Source organism: Stenotrophomonas sp. YIM B06876 (assembly GCF_030711595.1).
Taxonomy (GTDB): Bacteria; Pseudomonadota; Gammaproteobacteria; order Xanthomonadales; family Xanthomonadaceae; genus Stenotrophomonas.
This window is the reverse complement of sequence record NZ_JAUJUJ010000661.1, coordinates 1-325: the sequence shown is the minus strand read 5'-3', so window position 1 is coordinate 325 and position 325 is coordinate 1. Positions and strand designations below refer to the sequence as shown.

General features: G+C 67.1%; 1 pseudogene. It reads right to left on the bottom strand.

What is annotated here, in order from left to right:
• Positions 1-325 (bottom strand): annotated as a pseudogene (locus QZH66_RS18920) (tRNA threonylcarbamoyladenosine dehydratase); the annotation flags it as partial.

Below are 325 nucleotides of genomic sequence, written 5' to 3'. Positions count from 1 at the left end.
GCCGAAGGTTGCCGTGACGGCGACCACCGACCCATAACCATGGCAGTTCAAGCTGCCATCGCCCTCGACGGCGCAGGAAGCATCGGGAGGCGCTACAGCCTCGCGGCTGAAAACGCAGGTGATGCCGATCTTGCGGCCTTCACGCGGGGCGCCATGGTGTTTGCGCAAACGGTAGCGCAGCTGCGCCAGCAGCGGGTCGTGCGTCGTTGCCGCGAGGTCGTCCACATCCACCTTGTGCGCATGCCTTTTACCGCCTGCCGCGCCCACGCTGACGAACAGGCTGCCGGTGCTGCGCGCCCATGCGGCCATGGCGGTCTTGGCATGG